The sequence below is a fragment of the Rothia halotolerans genome, from assembly GCF_004136635.1.
Classification (GTDB): Bacteria; Actinomycetota; Actinomycetes; order Actinomycetales; family Micrococcaceae; genus Rothia; species Rothia halotolerans.
In genome coordinates this window covers 180,380-199,169 of record NZ_NOIU01000004.1, presented here as the reverse complement: position 1 = coordinate 199,169, position 18,790 = coordinate 180,380, and the positions used below count along the sequence as shown (strand labels likewise).

Annotated in this window: 14 protein-coding genes, 1 pseudogene and 1 CRISPR repeat array; of the genes and pseudogenes, 6 read left to right on the top strand and 9 right to left on the bottom strand. The window is 66.3% G+C overall.

Going from position 1 to position 18,790, the window contains the following annotated elements; genetic code table 11:
* The first annotated feature begins 95 nt into the window (after window positions 1-95).
* From EWV39_RS12090 to EWV39_RS12075, 4 genes are all read left to right on the top strand, one after another.
* Window positions 96-752, top strand: a complete 657-nt coding sequence (locus EWV39_RS12090; protein WP_129660595.1) for a bifunctional 4-hydroxy-2-oxoglutarate aldolase/2-dehydro-3-deoxy-phosphogluconate aldolase — start codon at window positions 96-98, stop codon at window positions 750-752.
* The gene (locus EWV39_RS12085; protein ID WP_129660592.1) at window positions 749-1,372 is read left to right on the top strand and encodes a P-loop nucleotide/nucleoside kinase family protein; all 624 of its coding nucleotides are present in this window, start codon (window positions 749-751) and stop codon (window positions 1,370-1,372) included. The genes EWV39_RS12090 and EWV39_RS12085 overlap by 4 nt, the downstream gene beginning before the upstream one ends.
* A 98-nt stretch (window positions 1,373-1,470) precedes the next feature.
* On the top strand, window positions 1,471-2,268 hold the full coding sequence (locus EWV39_RS12080) for an IclR family transcriptional regulator (protein WP_129660589.1): 798 nt from the start codon (window positions 1,471-1,473) through the stop codon (window positions 2,266-2,268).
* 91 nt (window positions 2,269-2,359) lie between these two features.
* A complete protein-coding gene (locus EWV39_RS12075) occupies window positions 2,360-3,703 on the top strand; it encodes an MFS transporter (RefSeq protein WP_129660586.1) in 1,344 nt (447 codons plus the stop codon).
* 97 nt (window positions 3,704-3,800) lie between these two features.
* Here EWV39_RS12075 and EWV39_RS12070 read toward each other — a convergent pair.
* The 6 genes and pseudogenes from EWV39_RS12070 to EWV39_RS12045 form a co-directional block, all read right to left on the bottom strand.
* Window positions 3,801-4,269, bottom strand: a pseudogene (locus EWV39_RS12070) (integrase core domain-containing protein); the annotation flags it as partial.
* 141 nt (window positions 4,270-4,410) lie between these two features.
* Window positions 4,411-5,385 (bottom strand): alpha/beta hydrolase, encoded by a 975-nt coding sequence (locus EWV39_RS12065; RefSeq protein ID WP_129660583.1) that lies wholly within the window; start codon window positions 5,383-5,385, stop codon window positions 4,411-4,413.
* Between the two features lie 64 nt (window positions 5,386-5,449).
* Window positions 5,450-6,388 (bottom strand): NAD-dependent epimerase/dehydratase family protein, encoded by a 939-nt coding sequence (locus tag EWV39_RS12060; RefSeq protein WP_129660580.1) that lies wholly within the window; start codon window positions 6,386-6,388, stop codon window positions 5,450-5,452.
* A gap of 88 nt (window positions 6,389-6,476) precedes the next feature.
* Window positions 6,477-8,057, bottom strand: a complete 1,581-nt coding sequence (locus tag EWV39_RS12055) for a succinic semialdehyde dehydrogenase (RefSeq protein WP_129660577.1) — start codon at window positions 8,055-8,057, stop codon at window positions 6,477-6,479.
* Between the two features lie 165 nt (window positions 8,058-8,222).
* Window positions 8,223-9,167: an acetoacetate decarboxylase family protein gene (locus EWV39_RS12050; RefSeq protein ID WP_129660574.1), complete on the bottom strand. Its 945-nt coding sequence runs from the start codon at window positions 9,165-9,167 to the stop codon at window positions 8,223-8,225.
* Window positions 9,168-9,300: 133 nt separating this feature from the next.
* Window positions 9,301-9,897 (bottom strand): TetR/AcrR family transcriptional regulator, encoded by a 597-nt coding sequence (locus EWV39_RS12045; RefSeq protein WP_129660571.1) that lies wholly within the window; start codon window positions 9,895-9,897, stop codon window positions 9,301-9,303.
* A 108-nt stretch (window positions 9,898-10,005) separates the two neighbouring features.
* Between EWV39_RS12045 and EWV39_RS12040 the strand changes: the two genes are divergently transcribed.
* A complete protein-coding gene (locus EWV39_RS12040) occupies window positions 10,006-10,710 on the top strand; it encodes a type 1 glutamine amidotransferase domain-containing protein (RefSeq protein ID WP_129660566.1) in 705 nt (234 codons plus the stop codon).
* 153 nt (window positions 10,711-10,863) lie between these two features.
* On the opposite strand, the gene fdhA is transcribed toward EWV39_RS12040, so the two are convergent.
* Together fdhA and EWV39_RS12030 are read right to left on the bottom strand one after the other, a co-directional pair.
* Window positions 10,864-12,084: a formaldehyde dehydrogenase, glutathione-independent gene (gene fdhA / locus EWV39_RS12035; protein WP_129660563.1), complete on the bottom strand. Its 1,221-nt coding sequence runs from the start codon at window positions 12,082-12,084 to the stop codon at window positions 10,864-10,866.
* 251 nt (window positions 12,085-12,335) lie between these two features.
* Entirely contained in the window at window positions 12,336-12,944 is a 609-nt protein-coding gene (locus tag EWV39_RS12030) for a TetR/AcrR family transcriptional regulator (RefSeq protein ID WP_238148331.1), read from the bottom strand.
* A gap of 57 nt (window positions 12,945-13,001) precedes the next feature.
* Between EWV39_RS12030 and EWV39_RS12025 the strand changes: the two genes are divergently transcribed.
* A complete protein-coding gene (locus EWV39_RS12025; protein WP_238148330.1) occupies window positions 13,002-14,231 on the top strand; it encodes a beta-ketoacyl-[acyl-carrier-protein] synthase family protein in 1,230 nt (409 codons plus the stop codon).
* Window positions 14,232-14,703: 472 nt separating this feature from the next.
* Window positions 14,704-18,453: a CRISPR direct-repeat array (repeat unit 29 nt; unit sequence GGAAATACCCCCGTGCGTACGGGGAAGAG).
* Window positions 18,454-18,471: 18 nt separating this feature from the next.
* Here EWV39_RS12025 and cas2e read toward each other — a convergent pair.
* The gene (gene cas2e / locus EWV39_RS12020) at window positions 18,472-18,786 is read right to left on the bottom strand and encodes a type I-E CRISPR-associated endoribonuclease Cas2e (RefSeq protein WP_129660557.1); all 315 of its coding nucleotides are present in this window, start codon (window positions 18,784-18,786) and stop codon (window positions 18,472-18,474) included.
* Window positions 18,787-18,790 lie beyond the last annotated feature (4 nt).

The window sequence follows — 18,790 nt, the reverse complement described above, 5'->3', positions numbered from 1 at the left end:
AGATCGGTTGCATTTGAGGATTCCACGGCTTGTGGGGCGTGTCAACCGCCACGATCCGCCACACTCAACACCATCGAGAAGAGAAGAGAACACTGATGTCTGTCGCGTTCAAAAAACTTGAGGTTCTGCAGGCCATCCACGAATCCGGCAACGTACTCATCGTCCGTCTCGACACTGCCGAGGAAGCCTTCGAAGTAGCCTCGGCAGCCGTCAAGGGCGGCATCCGCGCGCTCGAGATTACGCTGTCCATCCCCGGAGCCCTGAAGGTCATCCAGCGCCTTACCGAACGATTCGCCGAAGACAACGTCGTCTTCGGGGCGGGAACTGTTCTGGACAGCCACGCCGCATGGGCAAGTATCCAGGCCGGCGCCCAGTTCCTCGTCAGCCCCAACTTGAGTCCGGAGATGATTCGCACCGCCAACAGGTACCAGGTACCGACCATCAGTGGCGCCTACACCCCGACTGAGATTCTCGAAACGGCGGAGGCTGGAGCCGACATGGTGAAGCTGTTCCCGACCGAAGCGGGCGGGATTCCGTACGCGAAGTCGATCCTGGCCCCGCTCGCCCAGATCCCTCTTGTCCCCGCTGGCGGGGTCACCACGGACAACGTTGGGGACTGGTTCAATGCCGGAGTTGCTGCTGTCGGCGTAGGAAGCGCCATCACGAAGGCCGCTCGCCCGGATGGCGACATGAGCCGCGTGACAGCAGCTGCAGAAGCGTTCATGGGCGCCATCGCTGAGGCCCGAGGATGACGCTGGTCGCAAACGGTTCACCGCTGGCATTCATCACTCTTGGTGTCGCTGGATCCGGCAAGTCGACCGTCTCACGAGAACTCAGCAGGATGACGGGTGCGGCGTACCTCGATAAGGACACCGTTACCGGGCCCCTGGTCGAGTTCGCGCTCAACGCGTTAGGTCAGGATCCCTCCGATCGTGAATCCAACCAGATTTATCTAGACCAGGTGATGCCTGTCGAGTACGAGACACTTTTCGCCCTTGCCAGACAGAATCTCGCACTCGGCAACTCCGTAGTGCTCGATGCTCCCTTCGTAGCGTACCTAGCAGACCCCGCCTACCTTGAGACGACGACCGCTCACGCTAAGTGGCCGGAAACGGATATCAGGATTATTCACGTCCATGCATCCGAGGAGACCATCCGACAACGGCTTCTCGAACGTGACAACCATCGGGATCGAGCGAAACTCGGGGACTGGGAAGGCTACTGGCATCGTTTCGGGGGTCTCGAGTGCCAGTGGCGCACAGGTGTACACGAACATCTTCACAATGAAGGCGAAGAGGTGTGGCAGGGCTTGGAAGCCCTCCTGAGCCGGATTCGCGCTTCAGCAGAAGGTTCCAGCCGTCCCCGGGTCTAGCAGATCACCCCATGGGTTGACGTGGTGTCCGCCACGTGTGAGGATCTTGTAACAGCGTTACAAGGACGCAAGTACATCGATGGAGATGGAGGGGGAGAATGGCCCTCACAGAGGACGTTGCGAACACGATGCGAGTACTCGAGATGTTGGCACCAGAGCCCGAAGGCTTGAGAGTCACGCAAATAGCGGAGGCGCTGGGGGTCAACAAGGCGATTGCGCATCGACTGCTCGGTGCACTGGTGGCTTCCGGGTACGTCGTCCAAGAATCGCGCACCTCCGCCTACTTTGCTACCCACCGCCTGGGTGCGATTGGATTGCGACAGCTCTCCGCCGCCGGCGTTGACGACTGGTCAAAACGAGCCCTTGATGCGCTGGCCACGAAAAGCGAAGAGCTTGTCCGTCTGGCAGTGGCTACAGGCGATACCTTGCAGTGGGTTGCGAAGGCACAAGGTGCCAACTCCACCCTTCGCCTTGACCCAGTTATGGGCCAGGATGCCGTCCCTCATGCGACCGCCTCCGGAAAGGCTTGGCTCTCAACCCTGACTCAGGATCGGGTCCGTGACATCTTGAAGCGAGAAGCGACGGCGCCGCAGACTTCCAGGTCTCCTCTGGATATCGAGGCCCTCTCGAGCGAACTCGCCGAGGCCCGGCAGCGAGGATACGCCACTACATTCGAGGAGATGGACCTAGGCATCAATGCCGTGGCCGCCCCCATCTACGGCGCCGGTCAGAACGAGGCCGCCACCGGGACGATCAGTATCGCCGGACCATCTGTTCGACTGACGCGCTCCCGCCTCGTTGACCTGTCCACCCCCCTTCGCGAGGCGGCAGATGATATCGCCGCAAGCTGGCCGAGCTTTACTTATCTTACTCTGAACTCCGAAATCATGGCGTAACCCCGCTCCCTTAAAGGAAACCCATAACAATGGGTCCTTACACGAGCGCGCCCAAAATCGCTCATAATTCTACTGCAGTAAGGAGAGATCGATGACGACCTCACATAATACGCCAGACGACATCCAAATTACCAAACCGCCTTCCAGCACAAGGAAGAGCAGTCGCTCTTCCAACCTCATGGCGGGAACAATCGGGCATTTCGTCGAGTGGTACGACTGGTACATCTACGGACTTCTGGCTGCAGTATTCTCTGAACAAATCTTCCCCAGCGGATCGCAGTTTATTTCGCTCATGTCGGCGTTTATAACCTATGCTATCGGCTTCGTGGTTCGCCCCCTGAGCGGTATCATCATCTCCCCTCTCGCCGACAAATACGGCCGACGCCGCATCATGACACTTGCAATTTTCGGCATGACTTTGGGCGCGCTCATCATAGCCCTCACGCCACCGTTCTCAGCTATTGGGTACGTCGCACCGGTCCTCTTCGTCATTGCTCGCGTAATACAGGGCATCTCTGCGGGCAGTGAAATGCAAAGCGCCATCGCGTTCATGGTGGAACACGCTCCATCAAATCGCCGAGCATTCTTCGGATCCTTCACGAACGCGGCGAGTGGTCTAGCAACTCTCGCCGCAACCGGGGCAGCCGCAATCGTCACCTCCTCGCTCGCCCCAGACGACCTCAACTCCTGGGGATGGCGCCTCCCCTTCATTCTCGGCGGAGTACTCGGCATAGCCGGTCTAATTCTCAGAATGCGTTCCGATGAGTCCCCGGAATTCGAAGAGAGCGCCGCTGAAGATAAAACCGCACCTCAACGATTAATGAAGCTTCTCCGTGAGCATCCGAAGGCACTCATTCAGACGGCAGCCCTCTCTGCTCCGGCGGTGGCTTATTACACTTGGGCGACCTTCCTGCCGACATACGCCAACCTGACGAGCGGACGGGATTTGGGCGCGACCATGGCAGGCAGCACCATCGGCTTGGCTCTTCTAGTTATCATCGTTCCCCTTTGCGGATACATCTCCGATCGCATCGGACGACAGAAGATCTTTCCTATTATAGGCGCGATTGGCATGGTGGTACTCTTCTACCCACTTCTCCTCCTGCTCGATCGCCCGGGATTCGGCGTGTATCTGCTTGTCACTATGTCCGGCTGGATCGTCCTCGGAATTTGGCAGGCCGTCTATCCGACGATTCAGGCACGACTTTTCCCGCCGGAGGTAAGGGTCGCAGGCATCGGTTTTGCACATCAGATCGTCATTGCAATCTTTGGTGGAACAGCACCACTCGTAGCCTCGTCTTTCGTAAATGCTGGTCACCCTTTACTGGTGGCCGTGTACATGATAGTAATTGTTGCCATTTGCCTCGCTATCTACTTTACGCTGCCCGAAACGGGCAGCCGAGGGAAAGCGGCCAAGGCGTGGGAAAAATCCTAATATCATCAGAGGAGTGAGATGATTATTTGGGTGGGGTAACAAATATTACCCCTCCCACTCTTGTTATCAGCAGCGCTGCTGAAGTATTCACGACTATCTAAGTGTATGAGGGTAAGACGTTGTCTACACGTCCGTGGACTCGGCTGGTCGGGCTGATCTGCACGGGCGGCATGAGGCCGATGGTAGCTGTAGTGGTTCACCCACACTGCAAGGGCATGCCGGCGGGCCTGTTCTGAGTCGTAGACGCGGGCGTAGAGGCATTCCTCGGCCAACAGCCGCTGATACCGCTCGACCTTCCCGTTGTGCCGCGGCGTGTACGCGCGGGTGCGCTGATGACGTGAGACATGGGACTGCACAGCGGTCACGAATCGTGAGGCTCGGTAGTTCGACCCGTTGTCCGTCACGACGCGGCCCACGCGCGTGATGCCGTGTGCTGCGAAGTAAGCGCGCGAGCGAAGAACCCGAACCGTCGTCTTCGCGGTCTTGTCTTCGAGCGCTTCGGTATAGGCCAGACGGGAGAACCCATCGACAGCCGAGTGCAGGTAGGTATAACCGATACGCTGCCTCGGGCCCGTTCATTCATCCTCGACCCGGTGACTACAACGTCATGACCCACAGCACCGGAAAGCAGAACGCCGCCTGCCCCCGGGAGCCCGGGGGCAGGCGGCGTCGTCATCCCGCCGGGGTCGGCGGGGCGGAGCGAACCGTCAGTCGGTGCCCAGCGCCCGGCGCAGGGCCTCGACGGCGAGGCCGCGAGCCACGTTCGCGCCCTTCGTGTCGCGCAGGCTGTCCAGCAGCAGGAAGTCGTGGACCATCCCGGCCACCCGCACGCTGGTCACGTCCACGCCGGCCGCGCGCAGCTTGTTGGCGTACTTCTCGCCCTCGTCGCGCAGCACGTCGGCCTCGTCGGTGATGACGAGCGTGGGCGGCAGGCCCGCCAGCTCCGCCTCCGGGGTCCGCAGCGGGGAGGCGTACTTCTCCCGCCGCTGGTCCTCGTCGGTGGTGTAGGCGTCCCAGAACCACTTCATGCCGTCGCGGGTCAGGTAGTACCCCTCGGCGAACTGCTCGTAGGAGGGCGTGGTGAAGTCGGCGTCGGCCACCGGGTAGAGGAGCACCTGGCCCGCGATGTCCAGGCCGCCGCGGTCCTTGTTCATCTGGGTGAAGACCGCGCTCATGCACCCGCCCACGGACTCGCCGGTCACGGCGAGGCGGCTGGCGTCCAGGCCGTGCTCGGCGCCGTGCTCCGCGACCCACTGGCCGACGGCGTAGTTCTGCTCGACCTGGGTGGGGTAGCCCTTCTCCGGGGCACGGTCGTAGACCGGGAAGACCCCGGCGGCGTTGGCACCGACGACCAGCTCGCGGAACAGGCGGTCGTGGGTCTTCTCGTCGCCGAAGACCCAGCCGGCGCCGTGGATGTAGAAGACCACGGGCAGGGGCCCCTCGACGCCCTGGGGCCGGATGATGCGGGTGCGGACGGTGCCCCACTGGCCGGCGTCGACCTCGACCCACTCCTCGTCGACGGCGGGGCGCTCGACGCCCTCACCGCTCTGGAGGTCCAGGAGGATCTTGCGCCCCTCCTCCGGCGGGACCTCGTAGATGCGGGGATGGGGGTCGGTCGCTTCGCACAGCTCCTTGGCCTCGGGCTCGAGGACGGGAGTGATCGGATCGGGGATGTCGCTCATGACAGTCCTTTCTCGACGCGTCGATTCAGCGTGGTTTGAGCATCGCAGGGTGAAGTTAGCAGCGTCAACCCTTCTGCGGCTGGGAGTTCCCCACGATCTGGCCGATGCCCTCCCGGTAGCCGGTGACCCTGAAGCCGGGGAAGCGGGTGGCGAACTTGGAGGTGTCGAAGACGTTGTCGCCGCGGTACCGCGGGAGCAGCTCCCTCGCCTCCGCCATGGCCGGGACGAAGCGGCTGCCCAGGGTGAAGGCGAGCATCGGCAGCACCGTGTAGCCGATCCTCCGCCCCGTCGCCCCGGAGGCGATCTGGACCATCTCCCGGTAGGTGAGCCGGTCCTGGTCGATGGGCAGGTGCCAGGTCTGGCCGTAGGCGTCGGGGGTGTTCCCCAGCAGGGCCAGCGCACGGCTGGCGTCCGGGGTCCAGATCAGGGAGCGCACGGTCCTCGCGCTGACCGGTACGAAGGGACGCTTGCCCGCCCTGATCCGGTCGAAGACGAGCGAGTTGCTCCAGCTCTTGGTCTTGCCGGGGCCGTAGAACTCGGGGGCGCGGCCGATGAGGGCCTCCACCTCCCCGGCCTCCATCTCCCGCAGCAGCATCTCGGCCAGCTGGGCCCGGACCCTGCCCTTGCGGCCGTTGGGCTCGAAGCGCGTCGACTCGGTCTGCCGCTCGGGCGTGCCGGGGTACATGTAGGTGTTGTCGAAGAACACGAGCTTGGCGCCGTGCCGCTTCGCCGCGTCGATCGTGTTGCGCATCATCGCCGGGAACTTCTCCTCCCACAGCTGGGAGTCCATGGGCAGCCCCACGGTCAGGTACACGACGTCGCTCCCCTCGACGGCGCGGGAGGTCGCCTCGGCGTCGGTGAGGTCGGCCTCGAACAGCTCGTCGGTATCGTTGACCTTCTTCGGGTGCCGGCTGACCAGCCGGATGTCCTGGGTGAAGCCGCGGTGCAGCTCCCGGGCCAGCTCCTCCGCGATGGGCCCGCCCGCTCCGAGAATCGTCTGCATATCGTTCTCTCCTTCAGTCTGCAGCTGTGTATGGCTGTATTCGGTGTCTCCGCGTATGCGCCCGCTTCCGGGACGCGCGCCGCCTGCGCTATTTGATGCCGGGGACCCTCTTGAGGACCTTCAGCCCCAGGGTGAAGGCCCGGGCATACGCCCGAGGGGGCACGCCGTCGGGATTGCCCGCCGGGATCCCCCGCTCGACGGCGATGGTCTGCGCCTCGGTGTACTTCAGGATGCCGTGCTCGCCGTGGCGGCGCCCCAGCCCCGAGGCCTTCATCCCGCCCATCGGGGCGTCGACGGATCCCCAGGCCGCGGCGTAGGCGTCGTTGACGTTCACGGTGCCGGCCTCGAGCCGGGCCGCGACCCGCCGGCCGTGGGCCTCGTCGGAGGTCCAGACGCTGAAGTTCAGCCCGTACTCGCTGTCGTTGGCCCGCGACACCGCCTCGTCCTCGTCGGCCACGCGGTACAGGGAGACCACCGGGCCGAAGGTCTCGTGGGCGTAGACCTCCATGGACTCGTCGACGTCGGCGAGCACGGTCGGCTCGTGGAAGAAGGGGCCGATCTCGGGCCGCGCCCGTCCCCCGGCCAGGACCCGCGCGCCCTTGGACACGGCGTCCTCGACGTGCCGGACCACCGTGTCCAGCTGCTTCCGCGAGACCAGGGAGCCCGTCTCGGCTCCGTAGCCGATCTCCGCCGAGAGCCTCAGCCCCTCGGCCGCGGAGACGAACCTCGAGACGAACCCGTCCCACAGCCGCTCCGGGACGTAGATGCGCTCCATGGAGATGCACAGCTGGCCGGTGTTGGAGAAGCTGGCGCGCACGGCGCCGCTGACGGCCTTCTCGACGTCGGCGTCCTCGAGCACCAGCAGGGCGTTCTTCCCGCCGAGCTCCATCGAGCTCTCGATGAGCCGCTCGCCGGCCTGCGCGGCGACCTTCCTCCCGACGGCGGTGGAGCCGGTGAACATCAGGAAGTCGGAGTTCTCGATGATCGGCGTCCCCAGCTCGGACCCCGAGCCGGTGACGACCTGGACCAGGCCCTGCGGCATGCCGGCCTCCTTGAGCAGGTCCACGGCCCACAGCGCCGAGTACGGCGTCTGCGCCGAGGGGTGGGAGAGCACCGCGTTGCCCGCGACGAGGGCCGGCAGCGCATCGCTGATGCCCAGGGTCAGCGGGTAGTTCCACGGGGAGATGATGCCGATGAGGCCCTTCGGGTGGTGCAGCTCCCAGACTCGCGTGAGCCCGGGCTGCGCGCCCTGGCGCCGCTTGGGCTTCAGGTGCCGCTCCGCCGTGTGGGCGTAGTACCGGGCGTTGAGGGCCACGTCCATGATCTCCTCGAAGGCGTGGCGCCGCGCCTTGCCGTTCTCGAGCTGGATGAGGTCCAGGACCTCCTCCTGGCGCTCGAGCACGAGGTCGTGGAAGCGCAGCAGCACGGCGGCGCGCTCTCTGATCGGCCGGGCCGCCCAGGTCCTCTGGACGCCGCGGCCGCGCTCGGCGGCGGCCCGCACGTCCTCGGCGGTGCCGCGGGGCACGGTGCCCAGCGCCTCGCCGGTCATCGCGTTGAGGACCTCCTGCTCGGAGCCGGGGTCCGCGACCAGCACGCGGCGGGTCAGGCGCCGCAGCGTCCCGGCGTCGACGTGCGGGGAGATGCGCTGGTTCTCGGCGGTCTCGTTCATGGTTGCTGCTCTCCTGTCGGTGGGCCGACGTCGGATATCGGGTGGGGTTTCGGAAAAGGCCGGGGCCCTCCTGGCGGGGGGTCCGAGCGGTGCGGCGGCCCGTCGGGATCGTGCCATCCGGCGGCCTGCGGGGCGGCCCGGGCGGGTCCGGGCGGACCAGCGGGATCAGTCGATCGAGATCACGGTCGGCATGTGCAGGGCGGCCTGCCCGGAGGTCATGACGTCGAAGGTGAGGTGGCGGATGGGCTTCAGCGAGCGGAGGTCCTCCGAGACCCTGCCCTCCCCCAGCGTCAGCTCGACGCCGCGGGGCAGCGCCGCGGAGCCGGAGGCCAGCGCGTTGGTCTGGTTGAAGGTCGAGTGCCAGCCGCCGTCGAAGCGGGTGTAGGAGGTGAGCGAGGAGACCGCGCTGCCGCTGCGGCGCCGCTTCTGGGCCGGCGTCGGGGCGCTGAGCTCGAGGTCGGTGCCGCCGGCGTCGTCGGCGATGCGGCCGTGGACGCCGCGGGAGTCGATCTCGACGTCGATGTCCGTCACCCACTTGGGGAAGCCGTAGCCGTCATGGCCGCGGACCTGGGCGATCTCGGTGTTCACCGGCAGGGAGAGCACGTAGGAGTCGAGGTGGCCGTTCTTCAGCGCGGCCAGGGTGTCCACGGCGCCGAGACGGCCGTGGCGCGGGGGCCGCACGGCGATGCCCACCGCGGCCTCGGTGTAGAAGTCGATGTCGGCGACGTCGTACCGGAAGAGCATCAGCGAGGCCAGGCCGAGGCCCGGGGTGATCTCCAGGGGATCCAGCTGCCGGGGCAGGCGGGCGCGCAGGGCCTTGGTCGGCGCCAGCAGGGTCAGCCGCGCATTCGACATCGCGTAGTAGAAGTTCGGGATGAAGGTGGGGCCGACCCGGGACCGGACCTCCGTCTTGGGCTGGTCCCGGAAGAAGTCCACGCTCTCCACGCGCGGGTCCCGGGCCACCTCGTCCAGGTCGGCCTGCATGCGGTAGCGGTCGAAGAGGCCGCCCCGCGGGACGCTGACGGTCCGCTCGCCCAGGGTCACGTCCACGGTCCGGGACGAGGCCGGGGCCTGGGGCGAGGTCTGAGCCGGGGTCTGGTTCTGCGTCATGATCGGCACTTCCCCTCATCGTTCACTGCTTGATGTGTTCAGTGTAAACCTGCGAAGTTGACAGCGTCAACAGCGGGGTGGGATCCGCCTTCAGACGGTCCCATGACGGATTCAGGGCAGACGCGAGCGGCGGTCAGCTCGACGACGAGGCAGACTGCCCGGCGGCGAGGAGGGCGGCGAAGGCACCCCGGACCCGGGCGTCGAGCCCGGCGTCGCCGGTGCCGAGCAGCTTGCCGTCCAGGTGCAGCGAGGCCAGGCCGTGCGCCAGCGCCCACCCCGCGGTGGCCAGGCCGTGGGGGTCGGCGCCGGGGTAGCCGCTGGCGACCACCTGCTCGATCAGGCCGAAGACCTCCGCCGAGGCGCTCAGCCGCTCGTCGTCGTCCCCGCACGGCTGGCCGAACATCAGCCGGTAGAGCGCCGGGGAGCCGACGGCGTACCGGACGTACGCCAGGGCCAGATCGGCCAAGGGTGTGCGGCTGCCTCCCTGACGCCCGATGACGACCTCGAGCCGGGACTGGAGGTCGCGGAACCCCCGCGTCGCCATGGCCGCCTCGAGGCGCTGCTTGTCGGGGAAGTGACGGTACGGCGCGGTCTGCGAGACCCCGACCTCCCGCGCCACGGCCCTCAGCGAGAAGGGGGCTCCGGCCTCCAGCATCCCGATCCCGGCGTCGATGAGCGCGGCGCGCAGGTTGCCGTGGTGGTGCGCTCGGGGGGAATCGGCCGTTGACATGGAGGCTCCTCGCTCTAAAGTTTACAGTGAATACATTAGTGGACCACGACGGAGACGGGAACCGCCTCCGCACAGTGTGAGGAACGAACCTCACGGAAGGGGCAGGCCATGACCAAGGCACTGTTCGTCGTCACCGCCGCGAACGGCTGGACGCTCAAGGACGGAAGCGTCCATCCCACAGGCTACTGGGCCGAGGAGCTCGCCGAGCCCCACCGCCTCTTCGCCGAGGCCGGCTGGGAGATCACGATCTCGACGCCGGGCGGCGTCGCCCCGACCCTGGACGAGCTCAGCCTCGGGGTCGCCGGCGGGCTGCCCAAGCGACGCAAGGAGATCCGCGCCTACATCGACTCGATCCAGGACGCCCTGGACCGCCCCGTCCCCCTGGACGAGGTGGACGAGGCCGAGTACGACCTGGTCTTCTACCCCGGCGGGCACGGCCCCATGGAGGACCTCGCCTTCGACCCGGTCTCCGGAGCCCTGCTCACCCGGCGCCTGGCCTCGGGGCGGCCGCTGGCCCTGCTCTGCCACGCGCCCGTGGCCATCCTGGCCGCGCAGGGTGAGGACGGCGCGAACCCCTTCGCGGGGAGGCGGATGACCGGCCTGTCCAACGTCGAGGAGCGGCTGAACGCCTTCGGTTGGAAGGCCAAGTGGTACCTCCAGGACGCCCTGGAGGAGGCCGGCGTCGCCTACGAGAAGGGGAAGCTGCCGCTGCGCCCCTTCGTGGTGGGCGACGGCGCCCTGTACACCGGGCAGAACCCGCAGTCCGCCGACGCCCTGGCGGAGAAGATCCTGGAGGACTTCGGCGGGAAGTGAGGCGTCCGCGCCCCGGAGGGAACTCGGACGCGATGGGACGTGGGATCTCGGCGGCCCGGTGGCCGCCCAGCCCGGGACAGCAGGAGGGGCGTCGATCAGCCGCTGCGGCGTCGGCGCCCCTCCCTTCCGGGCCCGCGCGCAGGCGGGATCGGCTCAGCCGACCTTCCCCGTGGTGTTGTGCGGGTCGATGACGAACTTCTCGGCCACGCCGGCGTCGAACTCGGCGTAGCCGCGGGGAGCGTCGTCCAGGGAGATGGGGGTCGCGTGGACGGCGTCGGCGATGTGCACCTTCTCGCTCAGGATGGCCTCCATGAGCTGCCGGTTGTACTTCATGACCGGGCACTGGCCGGTGCTGAAGGACAGCGCCTTGGCCCAGCCGAGACCGAGGCGCAGCGAGAGCGAGCCCCGCTGAGCCGCCGCGTCGACACCGCCGGGATCCTCCGTGACGTACAGGCCGGGGATCCCGAGCGCGCCGCCGGCCTCCGTGATGTCCATGAGCGTGTTGAGCACGGCCGCAGGGGCCTCCGGGGCGTCGTGCCCGTGGGCCTTGGCCTCGAATCCCACGGCGTCGATGCCGGCGTCGACCTCCTCGCGTCCGAGGATCCGGGCGATGCCCTCGCGGGGGTCCTCCTCGGACACGTCGATCGTCTCGCACCCGAACTTCCGGGCGTTGGCGAGCCGGTCCGCGTTCATGTCCGCCACGATGACCACGGCAGCGCCCAGCAGCTGGGCGCCGACCGCCGCCGCGGTGCCCACCGGCCCGGCGCCGGCGACGTAGACCGAGGAGCCCGGCCCGACACCGGCGGTCACGGCGCCGTGGAAGCCCGTGGGGAAGATGTCCGAGAGCATCGTCAGGTCCAGGATCTTCTCCAGGGCCTGGTCCCGGTCGGGGAACTTCAGGAGGTTCCAGTCGGCGTAGGGCACCAGCGCGTACTCGGCCTGGCCGCCGACCCACCCGCCCATGTCCACGTAGCCGTAGGCGCTGCCCGGCCGGTCCGGGTTGACGTTCAGGCAGATCTCCGTGCGCTGCTTCTTGCAGTTGACACAGCGCCCGCAGGAGATGTTGAAGGGGACGGAGACGATGTCGCCCTTCTGGATGAACTCGACACCGGGGCCGGTCTCGACCACCTCGCCGGTGATCTCGTGGCCGAGGACGAGTCCCTCGGGAGCAGTCGTGCGGCCCCGGACCATGTGCTGGTCGGAGCCGCAGATGTTGGTGGTGACCACCTTGAGGATGGCCGCATGGGGAAGCTTGCGCCCCACGTTGGCGGGATGGACTCCCGGACCGTCCTTGAGCTCGAAGGTGGGGTAGCTGGTGTCGATGACCTCGACCCTGCCGGGACCCTGATAGGCGACGGCGCGGTTATCGGACATGGGTGACCTCCTTGTCGTCCGGCATACAACGCTGGATGCCGAGTTTCTGTAGTCTATGTCACAAAATCGCGCCGGTCACTAGCGCCAGAAGAGTCCCGCCTCGTCACGGGGGCTGCGTCAGCCCCGACCTGGCAGCGTCCGTCGCGACCCGCCAGCTTCCATCGCGGACGGCCGGCGTACGCCCCGATCTGTCAGCATCCATCGCGGACAGTCAGCGCCAACCCCAGACAGCCAGTCGCCATCCCGGCCGTTCAGCTTCCGTCGCGAACGGTCAGCGTCCCCGCCAGATCGACGTCGGCCCCAGTGCCCTGCACGCCGGCCCGGGAGAGCAGCGCGGCTCCGAGGGCGGCGCTCCAGAAGGTCTTCACCTCCAGCTCGAGGGACCGGTCGAGGATCCACCCGCGGCTCTCGAGCAGCCGCCGGAGGTACCGCTCGGACTGGCGGAACAGCAGATGCACGTGCGTGTCCACCACGGGGGCGAGCTCCGCCCGCGAGATGCCTGCCGCGAGCGCCCGGGCGACCGGGGGCAGCGAGGAGAGGGAGAGCACCCCGCGCGCGATCCGCCGCCGGAAAGCCTCGGCGTCAGGCGCCCCGGCCCCCATTCTCTCGATGCGCCGGGTGTCGTGGAGCAGCGCGAGGAAGGCCGCGTGCACGAGCAGCGAGTCCTTGGAGCCGAAGTAGTAGGTGATCTGGTTCGGGAAGACGCCGGCCGCGCGGGCGATCTCCGCTACGCTCAGCTCCCGCCCCGGCCGCTCCACGCACAGGCGGGCGGCGGCCTCCATGATGCGCCGCCGGGTGGTGCGCCCGCGATCCAGGACCGGCTCGGGGGCTGCGCGCTGCTCGCCAGGCTTCTGTTTCACGCTCCGATTGTATAGCATACAAAACGACGCAGAGTTGTATGGCATACAAGAACGGGGATGAGAATGGGACTGGGCAGCAAGGCAGTGGTCACGGGCATCGGGGCGGTCACGCCCCTGGGAGGCGACGCCGCCACCACGTGGGAGGCGCTCCTGGCCGGGAAGTCGGGGGTCCGCCCCCTCTCCTTCCCCGAGGGAGAGGGGGCCTCGGATACGGTCGCGGGGACGATGGCGCTCGACCCGGCCGGCCTGCTGAAGCCCGTGGAGGCCAAGCGGCTCGACCGCTCCCAGCAGGCGGCGCTGGCCGCCGCGGCGGAGGCCTGGGCGGATGCCGGCGCCCCCGCCGCCGACCCCGAGCGCCTCGCCGTGGCGGTGGGGACGGGCATCGGCGGCGTCCGCAGCCTTCTGCACGAGGACGACGTCCTGGAGGCCTCCGGAGCCCGCCGCGTCTCGCCCCGCACGGTCCCGATGCTGATGCCGAACGCGAGCGCGGCCCACATCAGCATCCGCTACGACGCGCGGGCCGGCTCCTATACCCCGGTCTCGGCCTGCTCCTCCGGCGCCGAGGCGCTTGCCCTCGGCGCGCGGCTCATCCGGGCGGGAGAGGCCGACGTCGTCATCGCGGGCGGGACGGAGGCGGCCATCACGCCGATCACCGTCGCCGGCTTCGCCCAGACGCGGGCGCTGGCGCGCAGCACCGGGGACCCGGCCGAGGCCTCGCGGCCGTTCGCGGCGGACCGCACCGGATTCGTCCTCGGCGAGGGCGCCGCCGTCGTGATCCTGGAGAGCGCCGAGCACGCCGCGGCCCGGGGCACCCGGCCCTACGCGACGCTGGCCGGCGCCGGTGTCAGCTCCGACGCGCACCACATCACCGCGCCCGCCCCGGACGGCCGCGGGCAGGTCTCGGCCATGCGCAAGGCGCTGGCCCAGACGGAGCTCTCACCCGAGGAGTTCGGGCACGTCAACGCCCACGCCACGGGGACGCCGGTGGGCGACGTTGCCGAGGCCCGGGCGATCCACGAGGTCTTCGGTCCCATCACGGCGACCGCGCCCAAGGCCGCGCTCGGGCACCTCTTCGGGGCGGCCGGCGCGATCGAGGCGGTGCTCGCGATCCTCAGCGTGCGGCACGACGTCGTCCCGCCCACCCGGAACCTCGCCACGGCCGGCGTCGACGCTGAGGTGGGGCTCGACGTCGCGACGCAGCGGCGGAATCTCCCGCAGGGGGCCGTGCTGAGCAACTCCTTCGGGTTCGGGGGTCAGAACGTGTCGCTGGCGTTCACGCGGGAGTGAAGGCGGGACGGCTGCTTAGCGGCTAGAGACAGCGCACCCCTGGAACATGGAAGGATTTCCGTCCCGACTGAAAGTGATCTGGCGATAGCAGATGTGAGGTCGATCAGTGGGGTAATTACGCTTACGCTCCTCATCATAATACAAGGGGCCAGGGAACCGAAAGGCGATGAAGTAGATACCCAGAATTCGACTGTATGGGCGCAGAAAGAATGCTGCACAGGGATTATGAAGTACCTCGTACTTAGAAATATCCCCGCGTAGGCAGAGAAGGCCCGGGATTCAGAGCAACACCGGCCATGATCCCACAAACGGGGAAGAGGTGAACGGGCCGTGGCAGACTGACCAGTCCCCCGAAATAACCACGTGCGTACGGGGAAGAGTCCAGGCGGACGATGTGCCGCTTCGCGTGGACGGAAATACCCCATGTGTACGGGGAAGAGGCCTCCCGGGAGCAGGCCACGGTCATGCCGTCGGAAATACCCCCGTGCGTACGGGGAAGAGAAGGCCTCGAACTCGAACCGCCGGCACAACGTGGAAATACCCCCGTGCGTACGGGGAAGAGCCTGCACGATCACGGCCTCTGGGGTGAAGGAGGGAAATACCCCCGTGCGTACGGGGAAGAGCGGTCCGAGAACTCCCCGCACGCCGCCGGCAGGGAAATACCCCCGTGCGTACGGGGAAGAGGCGTCATCGAGGCCGTCCGCGGCTCGGTCGTGAGAAATACCCCCGTGCGTACGGGGAAGAGGATCGCACGATCAAGATATCCGGCAAGTGGCTGGAAATACCCCCGTGCGTACGGGGAAGAGACGCGTGAGCTGCGCTCAGCAGCGCGTGGCCAGGAAATACCCCCGTGCGTACGGGGAAGAGCCATGTCCAACGCGAGGGATTCCGCGTTCCGCGGAAATACCCCCGTGCGTACGGGGAAGAGACCTTCACGCCGCCCCAGACCGTGACGTCCTCGGAAATATCCCCGTGCGTACGGGGAAGAGCCTGGACAGCCGCAACATCGTCTCCACCCACGGGAAATACCCCCGTGCGTACGGGGAAGAGGCCTTGCCCTCCTGAACGATCTCCACGCTTTCGGAAATACCCCCGTGCGTACGGGGAAGAGGATCGTCTCGGCCAACGACGTGGAGCGCGTTCGGAAATACCCCCGTGCGTACGGGGAAGAGTGCACCTTGGAATCCGAGGCCCGCACCCAGAGGGAAATACCCCCGTGCGTACGGGGAAGAGGGCCATTACCTGCGGCCGGACCTGCAGGAGAAGGAAATACCCCCGTGCGTACGGGGAAGAGCCTACATGCTCCCCGTCGAGCAGGCTGTCTCCGGAAATACCCCCGTGCGTACGGGGAAGAGTTTGCTGGTTGCGGATGGTGGGCAGGTCGGTGGGAAATACCCCCGTGCGTACGGGGAAGAGAAGCGTGTCATCACCCGCATCGCCGAGTGCACGGAAATACCCCCGTGCGTACGGGGAAGAGGCTCAGATGGGCCTGCGCCCCGGGACGAAGGAGGAAATACCCCCGTGCGTACGGGGAAGAGTCGGGCGGAAGCCCTTGTACCGCCGGTCGGTGGGAAATACCCCCGTGCGTACGGGGAAGAGCAGAAAGGAACCGCCATGAACCAGCCGATGCTGGAAATACCCCCGTGCGTACGGGGAAGAGGGATCGCGGATCAGCAGATCGCGGGGGTCCAGGGAAATACCCCCGTGCGTACGGGGAAGAGAGGCAGCACCCGGACGCAGCACGGCTGCACGTGGAAATACCCCCGTGCGTACGGGGAAGAGCTTTAAGTTTGTCCCACTGCTCCTTCACCAGGTGAAATACCCCCGTGCGTACGGGGAAGAGCCGACGTTGACCTCGGCGACCTGCCCGACCCGGGAAATACCCCCGTGCGTACGGGGAAGAGATGCCCAGGGAACTGATCCAGGCTGCCGAGCAGGAAATACCCCCGTGCGTACGGGGAAGAGCCGACGTTGACCTCGGCGACCTGCCCGACCCGGGAAATACCCCCGTGCGTACGGGGAAGAGATGCCCAGGGAACTGATCCAGGCTGCCGAGCAGGAAATACCCCCGTGCGTACGGGGAAGAGGGACGCCTCCGGCGCCTGGCATGGATGGTTCGGGAAATACCCCCGTGCGTACGGGGAAGAGACTGCGTACAAGGACGACAGCGGTAATAACGCGGAAATACCCCCGTGCGTACGGGGAAGAGTCGACCTTCTGCTGCTCCTGGGTCATGCGCAGGGAAATACCCCCGTGCGTACGGGGAAGAGAAGATCTCCATCCCCGCCCCCAAGGACCTCAAGGAAATACCCCCGTGCGTACGGGGAAGAGTCTTCGGCGGAGGCGGCCATGCCGGAGAGCACGGAAATACCCCCGTGCGTACGGGGAAGAGGCGGCGTCGCGGTATCCGAGGATCCTTGCGACGGAAATACCCCCGTGCGTACGGGGAAGAGTCCTCGATCATCGTGCGCAGGGGCCCGAGATCGGAAATACCCCCGTGCGTACGGGGAAGAGTGCCACTGGAAGCCGGTCGCGCTCCCGCCGAGGGAAATACCCCCGTGCGTACGGGGAAGAGCAGCGGATCCAGTTGTAACCGGACGCCTTGCTGGAAATACCCCCGTGCGTACGGGGAAGAGCGGACCGTGGTGTACCGAACGGTGCTCTTACCGGAAATACCCCCGTGCGTACGGGGAAGAGATCACCGTGCGGAACCGCAGCCGCGGGAACTCGGAAATACCCCCGTGCGTACGGGGAAGAGTTCCGCCGGGCCGCCTTGGAGACCACGAACTCGGAAATACCCCCGTGCGTACGGGGAAGAGCCCCACAGCAGCATGGCCGGTTTTGGGATGGGGGAAATACCCCCGTGCGTACGGGGAAGAGTGATCGCGGTCAGCTCATCCATTTAGACTCCTGGAAATACCCCCGTGCGTACGGGGAAGAGCGGACTGGATCCGCGCCAGACGCTTCTCCGCGGGAAATACCCCCGTGCGTACGGGGAAGAGGCGATCAGCACCGAGGACTTCCCGGCCCGGATGGAAATACCCCCGTGCGTACGGGGAAGAGGCCGGCATGGGTGGCTTCCCACTGCTCGATCAGGAAATACCCCCGTGCGTACGGGGAAGAGTTCCGTGGATCATGAGCGCTTATTCCTTCGTCGGAAATACCCCCGTGCGTACGGGGAAGAGCGCCCGGCCTGGCTCAGCACGCCCTTGATATCGGAAATACCCCCGTGCGTACGGGGAAGAGAGGATCTTGATGACCTTGCCCTTGACGATGACGGAAATACCCCCGTGCGTACGGGGAAGAGCATGTCTACTTGTGGGTCATGGTCTGCTCGATGGAAATACCCCCGTGCGTACGGGGAAGAGTACACGCCGCGGAACAGTGGCGAGGGGGACTGGGAAATACCCCCGTGCGTACGGGGAAGAGGTTCTTGCGGGTCTTGGTGGTTGCTGCCATGAGGAAATACCCCCGTGCGTACGGGGAAGAGACCGAGCTCACCGTGAAGGAGGGCTGAACCATGGAAATACCCCCGTGCGTACGGGGAAGAGTGGTCTCAATGGTGGTCTCCGGTGGGAGATCGGGAAATACCCCCGTGCGTACGGGGAAGAGGGGCGCTGTGACCCTTAAACAGAGGGTCGCCGGGAAATACCCCCGTGCGTACGGGGAAGAGCCGGACCTGCGCGTGAAGGACGACCAGGGTAAGGAAATACCCCCGTGCGTACGGGGAAGAGGTGGAGCTCGGCAACAATTTCGCGACCACCGAGGAAATACCCCCGTGCGTACGGGGAAGAGATCGGCAACCTGGTCGCCGATCCGGAGCTCAGGGAAATACCCCCGTGCGTACGGGGAAGAGCCACTCCACATGTTGTGCTTGGTCCACTCGGCGGAAATACCCCCGTGCGTACGGGGAAGAGCAGGCGTGGCGGATCATCCCTTCGTGGTAATCGGAAATACCCCCGTGCGTACGGGGAAGAGTTCTGATCCCCACCATATTCAAAAAGGCCCCCGGAAATACCCCCGTGCGTACGGGGAAGAGTGCAGGAGATGTTCACTGGGTGAGCTCCTTCGGGAAATACCCCCGTGCGTACGGGGAAGAGATGGTCGCCCCGGACTTCGGGACGGCTTCCACGGAAATACCCCCGTGCGTACGGGGAAGAGATCAATATCCACTTGGAGAAGCAGCAGAAAAAGGAAATACCCCCGTGCGTACGGGGAAGAGACCAACTGACTAGGCATTTTATCGGCTCGTCGGCCGATTTTGGGCATCTTTCGGTGCGGCGGTCGTCGCCAGCTGCACCCCGTCCAGCTCCACGATGGGACGACGCTGCGGTCCCGAGGTCCGAAGCTCAAATCCCTGCTCGTGCTTCGGAGCTCCGCAGATCATCGTCACAGCCCCTTCCTTCACAGCTTCATCGCACCGTCCCCAGAGATGATCGCGAACCCCGGGCGAGAGATTTCCGACGTACAGCCCTGTGGACACCTCGGACAGAAAACGGCTCAGATATCCATGCAGATGCTCCGGGATCGCGCTGGCCGATACGACGACGAACATGATT